Annotated in this window: 6 protein-coding genes; all 6 read right to left on the bottom strand. The window is 60.3% G+C overall.

Annotation, left to right across the window (positions count from 1 at the left end; translation table 11 throughout):
• Window positions 1-62: 62 nt before the first annotated feature.
• Window positions 63-419 carry a helix-turn-helix domain-containing protein gene (locus tag WBB95_RS16480; protein WP_424488559.1) on the bottom strand — a complete coding sequence of 119 codons (357 nt, stop codon included), beginning with the start codon at window positions 417-419 and terminating at the stop codon, window positions 63-65.
• On the bottom strand, window positions 419-721 hold the full coding sequence (locus WBB95_RS16485; protein ID WP_424488560.1) for a type II toxin-antitoxin system HigB family toxin: 303 nt from the start codon (window positions 719-721) through the stop codon (window positions 419-421). Before WBB95_RS16485 ends, WBB95_RS16480 begins: the two co-directional genes overlap by 1 nt.
• A gap of 229 nt (window positions 722-950) precedes the next feature.
• The gene (gene pabB, locus WBB95_RS16490) at window positions 951-2,294 is read right to left on the bottom strand and encodes an aminodeoxychorismate synthase component I (RefSeq protein ID WP_424488561.1); all 1,344 of its coding nucleotides are present in this window, start codon (window positions 2,292-2,294) and stop codon (window positions 951-953) included.
• A gap of 200 nt (window positions 2,295-2,494) precedes the next feature.
• Entirely contained in the window at window positions 2,495-3,481 is a 987-nt protein-coding gene (locus WBB95_RS16495; RefSeq protein WP_424488562.1) for an alpha-L-glutamate ligase-like protein, read from the bottom strand.
• Window positions 3,481-5,013, bottom strand: a complete 1,533-nt coding sequence (locus tag WBB95_RS16500) for an inactive transglutaminase family protein (protein WP_424488563.1) — start codon at window positions 5,011-5,013, stop codon at window positions 3,481-3,483. Before WBB95_RS16500 ends, WBB95_RS16495 begins: the two co-directional genes overlap by 1 nt.
• A gap of 5 nt (window positions 5,014-5,018) precedes the next feature.
• The gene (locus tag WBB95_RS16505; protein WP_424488564.1) at window positions 5,019-5,555 is read right to left on the bottom strand and encodes an ATP-dependent zinc protease; all 537 of its coding nucleotides are present in this window, start codon (window positions 5,553-5,555) and stop codon (window positions 5,019-5,021) included.
• Window positions 5,556-5,738: the final 183 nt, after the last annotated feature.

A 5,738-nucleotide genomic window follows, 5' to 3' on the forward strand; every position in this document is an offset into this window, starting at 1 on the left:
CTTGAAAGTTGTGTAGATACTTATGCCGCGAAGGGGCCAGCCCAATCACCACAGATTTCCCGCTAACCCCCTGCCAGCAAACGCTCATAAGGAATGCTCAAGCCCTCATGCAGGCGCTTGATCATCGACAGGCTCAACGTGCGCTTGTGGTTCAACACTTCCGACACCCGCCCACTGGTGCCAATAAAGGGTTCCAGGTCACGGGCGGTCATGCCGAGCTGTTCCATCCGAAACTTGATGGCCTCCACCGGGTCCGAAGGCGGCATTGGATAATGGTCGGCCTCGTACTTCTCGATGAGGATGGCGAGGATTTCCAGCTCGTCGCCCTCAGGCGAGCCGATTGGCGCTCCCCATAGCTGCTCGACGCGCGCGAGCGCTGCGGCCAGGTCTTCCTGGGAATGTATAGGTTTGATATTCATCACACGGTCTCCGCGTTGATCTGATCGTACTGCGAGTGGGTTCCCACAAAACGTACGAACCCAAGCTGTCGCTGATAATCGATCGCCATGATTACTCGATACTTGTTGCCGCCTACATTGAAGACAACCCTGCCACCTTTAAGGATGCTGGCCGTCCTGAGCGCTGCCTTGAGCGTCTGTGGCGTTGGGTAAGTGGCTCTTTCCATATGGCGATACAACTCGACCAGCGGTGTTTTTGCGTCGGCACAGGCTGGGTGGCTTTCCCAGAATATTCGTAAGGTGGACAGCGCGATTATCCGCATCGAATTGACCTCCCAATTTGGGAGATGATAGGTGTGGTTGGGGAGATACGCAATCTCGGAAATATTATCTGACGAGTAGGCATTCGCTTCATGTGATCCTTCACAGACGGCGGGTGGACAGTCGGAGCTGGACGCTATTCTCCCGGTCCCTACGCCGTCCACGGCCATCCTGATTCAGGCTTTTTCAGCAGCTCTGCTCTACCTCTGAGAGCCCCGAAAATGCTGGACGCTACAAGCTTTCCAAAGTGTGTAACAACACCCGCACCTTGGTCAGCGACTCCTGATACTCCGCTTCCCACTCGGAGTCCGCGACAATCCCGCCGCCGCCCCAGCAGCAGACTTGCCCGTCCTTGACCAGCAAACTGCGGATAGCGATGGAGCTGTCCATTTCGCCACGCACATCCAGATACACCAGCGAGCCGCAGTACAGCCCGCGTCGCGTTGGCTCCAGTTCGTCGATGATCTGCATCGCGCGAATTTTCGGGGCGCCGGTGATGGAGCCGCCGGGAAAGCTGCCGGCAATCAGGTCAAGGGCGTCTTTGTCGGCCGCCAATTCCCCGGTCACGCTGCTCACCAGGTGATGCACATTGGGGTAGCTTTCCAGGCTGAACAGCTCCGGCACGCTCACCGAGCCGGTGCGGCAGGTGCGGCCGAGGTCGTTGCGCAGCAGGTCGACGATCATCAGGTTCTCGGCACGGTCCTTGGGACTGGCGAGCAGTTCTGCGGCGTTGGCGGCGTCTTCCTCGGGGGTAAGGCCACGCGGGCGGGTGCCCTTGATCGGGCGGGTTTCGACCTGGCGCTGGCTGATGCGCACGAAGCGCTCCGGCGACAGGCTCACCACCGCGCCGTCGTCCGGCAGGCTCTGGAACCCGGAAAACGGCGTGGGGCACGCCTCACGCAGGGCGCAATAGGCCGCCCACGGGTCGCCGATGCACGGCGCGCGAAAGCGCTGCGCGAAGTTGACCTGGTAGCAGTCGCCCGCCTGGATGTAGTTTTGGATACGCACGATGGCCTGGCGGTAAACCTCGGCGCTGAGGTCCGGGACCATCGGGCCGTGCAGTTTGAAACGCGTCGATGGTTCGACGGTTTCATTGCTGAACAGCGCGATCAAGCGTTGCCGCTCGCTGTCGACCAAGCTGGGGTGAAACACCAACTGGCTGGTCTGGGCCTGGTGATCGCTGATCAGCGCCCAGGCATACAGCCCAAAGCGCGCATCCGGCAGGTGCAGATCGTCGATGGCGAGGCGCGGCAGGTGTTCCAGGTGCCGGCCAAAGTCGTAGCTCAGGTAACCGATCAAGCCGCCGGCAAATGGCAATTCATAGCCAGCAGGCAAACCCGCTTCACCCAGCTGTGTGAGGTTTTTCCGCAAGCGTTGCAGGAAATCAGTGCCGCTTTCGTCAGGCGCTACCGTCAAGGTCGCTTCCGGCCACGCGCTCAGCAGGTCATAACGCCCGCGTTCGGCCGCCGGGCGGCCGCTGTCGAGCAGCACCGCGCCGGGAGCGTGGCGAATCGCTGTGAAATACGCAGCAGGGTTGGCCTGGTAGGGCAGCGGGTGTACGGAACAGGTCGACATGCGGGGCGGATCAGCCGTTGGCTTGGGGGAGGCGATTGTAGTCCCCTGTCGGTTCTGGTCCTAGGGGGGGATGTCGGCGATAAGCAGATTGAGGACTGGTCTTGGAGGGGTGTTGCTTGTCAGAAGGTCATCGCAGGCACGCCAGCTCCCACATTGAAATGCATTCAACTGTGGGAGCTGGCTTGCCTGCGATGAGGCCCTCAGCCTTCCACAGCAGCAATATGCCCAAACATTTCCTGCACAAACTTCACCCGTTCCTCCGGGGTTTCGGTGGCGCCAGCAGCCTTCAACGCTTCAAGCCGCGCTTCCACGGCATGGGTGCGCAAGGTCAGGCCGCAGTCGTTGGCGATCTGGATGTTCAGCCCCGGCCGCGCGTTCAATTCGAGGATCAGCGGGCCTTTTTCCTGGTCCAGCACCATGTCCACGCCGATATAACCCAGCCCGCACAGCTCATAGCAGCCGGCGGCCAGCTTCATGAAACCGTCCCAGTTGGGCAGTTGCACGCCATCCACCGCGTTGGTGGTGTCGGGGTGTTTGGTGATGATGTTGTTCAGCCAAGTGCCACGCAGAGTCAGGCCGGTGGCGAGGTCGACGCCCACGCCGATCGCGCCCTGGTGCAGGTTGGCCTTGCCGCCGGATTGCCGGGTCGGCAGGCGCAGCATGGCCATCACCGGGTAGCCCATCAGCACGATGATGCGGATGTCCGGCACGCCTTCGTAGCTGATGCTCTTGAAGATCTGGTCGGGCACCACGCGGTATTCGATCAGCGCGCGGTCACGGTGGCCGCCCAGCGAATACAGGCCGGTGAGGATGCTGGAAATATGGTGTTCGATTTCTTCATGGCTGATGATCTTGCCGGACACCGTGCGGTAGCGCCCTTCAAACCGGTCGGCCACCACCACAATGCCGTCACCGCCGGCGCCCTGAGCCGGCTTGATCACGAAATCGTTGCGCCCACCGATGATCTCGTCGAGCTTGTCGATTTCCTTTTCGGTGGAAATGATCCCGTACATTTGCGGCACATGCAGGCCGGCGGCGAGGGCGCGTTCCTTGGTGATGATCTTGTCATCGACGAGCGGATACAGGCTGCGCTTGTTGTACTTGAGCACGTAGTCGGCGTTACGCCGGTTGATGCCCATGATCCCCCGCGCTTCCAGGGCCTTCCACGTCTTCCAGAAGCCAAACATTACGAATCAGCCTTGAGGAAGGCCTTGAAACGCACCAGTTCGGTCAGGCGGTAGCCGCGATAGCGACCCATGGCCAGCATGAAGCCCACCAGGATCAACAGGATCGCCGGGAAGGTGAACACAAAGTAGATCAGTTCCGGCACGCTCATGATGATGTGCGCCAGCGACGCCGCGAACAGCGTACCGATCGCCACTTTCAGCGCGTGGTTGGCGCCGCGTTCTTCCCAGGTGATCGACAGGCGTTCGATGGTCATGGTCAGAATCACCATCGGGAACAGCGCCACCGACAGCCCGCGCTCCAGCCCAAGCTTGTGGCTGAACAGGCTGATGGCCGCGATCAGCACCACCACAAAGGTCAGCACCACCGACAGCCTCGGCAACATCTGCAGCTTCAAGTGTTCCAGGTATGACCTCAGGGAGAGTCCCAGCGCCGTAATAATGGTGAACAGCACAATCCCGAAGCCCAGTTGCGTCTCGCGGAACGCCAGGGCGATCAACACCGGGGTAAACGTGCCCAGGGTCTGCAAGCCGATGAGGTTGCGCAGGATCAGGATCACCAGCACGCCGATGGGGATCATCACCATGATCATGAACGTCTGCTGGGTTTGCAGCGGCAGGCCGTACAGCGAGTATTCGAGGAAGTTGGCGTCGGTGTTTTCGTCGGTCAGCTTGGCCAGGCGAATCGCGTTCATTTCGCTGTTGTTCAGGCTGAAGGTCACCATGGCTTTCTTGCCGCCATCCACCGTGATCAGGTTTTCATCACCGGTCCACCACAGCAGGCGGTCGGCGGGCAGGCCTTGTTCGCCGGTTTCCGGGTTGAAGTACAGCCAGTCGTTGCCATTAAAGCTGCGCAGCCACAGTTCCGGGGTTTGCGGCTGGTCGGCCACCAAGCGGATGGTGTGGACTTTTTCAATCGGCACGTGGGCGATGGACAACAGCAGCTCGACGATCTTGGCTTTGTGCGGCGTCGACGGGTCGCCCGCCAGCAGCAGTTTCACGTTGTCGTCGTTGAGGTTGTTGGTGCGTTTGATGGCTTCGGTGATAAAGGTTTCCACATCCGCCGAATGCTGGCGGATTGGCGCCAGCAGGGCTTCGGCAGCGATTTTTTCCGGGCCGTCCACGGCAATGCTGTCGCGGAACGTCGGGCCTTTGACCTTGACCTTTTCACCGCTGTAACGCTTGGTCAGCACCAGGCGGTAATACAGGGTCTGGTTGCCCTTGGCGCGACGTGCCGACCAGGTGACCTTGCGGTTGCCGTCAGTGCGGTTGACGCTCACGCCGTAATTATTCGAGATAAAGCTTTCATTGAGGCTGACGAAGTCGCGGCTCAGGGGCGGCACGAACATCGAGATCTTCACCGGGTCCTTGGGGTTGGCGACGAACTCGACCTTGGCGTCGATGTTCCACAGGTCGTCGGTGGCGTCCTCGGTGACGGGAATCCCCAGCACGAAAATCTGGTAGGCGGTGACCGAAATACCCAGCACCACCAGGAGGGTGATCAGGATTTTCAGGTGCAGGGTCAGAGAGCGCATTCGGTTTACTCGGCGGTATGAGCGTCGGCGGCGCAGGCAGGTTTGCCTGCTGCGTATTTAAGACTGGGGTCGACCAGCGCATCAAAGCGTTTCAACGCTTCGGAGCCGATCAGCAGCGGGTATTGGAAAGCGCTGCGGTCAGTCAAGTTCACTTCGATGCTGCGTAAAGCAGTGCCCATGCAGATGTCCAGCGCAATCACTGGGCGGGCGGTGTAGTTCTTGTCCTCATCGGGGTCGTAGTCACCGGCGCGGCGCTTGATCTTGCTGACGCGGGCGAGGGGGCGTTCGATGGGGTGGGAGTGAGCGGCGTCGATGGCCAGGTAAAAGCGCACCCAGGATTCACCGTTGCGCTTGAAACGCTTGATGTCGCGGGCGCTCAGGGAAGCGGTCTTGGCACCGGTGTCGAGTTTGGCGGCCACTTCCAGGTCAATGCCCGCCAGCTTGGCGTATTCGTTGAGGCCATACACGGTCTTCTCGGCGGCAACGCCAAGGCCGGGTACGAGCAGCAGGCAAATCAATGGAAGGAAGGGCTTGAGTCTCATAGATCCTGAGGCGGTGCAGTGCGATGTTCAATTCAAGGCGACTGGCATTACTGCACAATCTCGGGTGCGCCGTTTCATCATTTGATGTCAGGCAAAAACGGCGGGCATTCTAACATGATGCTTTTTTGGCGCCAGCGCTGGCAGGCGGCCATGCCTCGAAGCGGTGCACCCGCGGTTATTAGA

The sequence above is a fragment of the Pseudomonas sp. genome, assembly GCF_049645325.1.
Lineage (GTDB): Bacteria > Pseudomonadota > Gammaproteobacteria > Pseudomonadales > Pseudomonadaceae > Aquipseudomonas.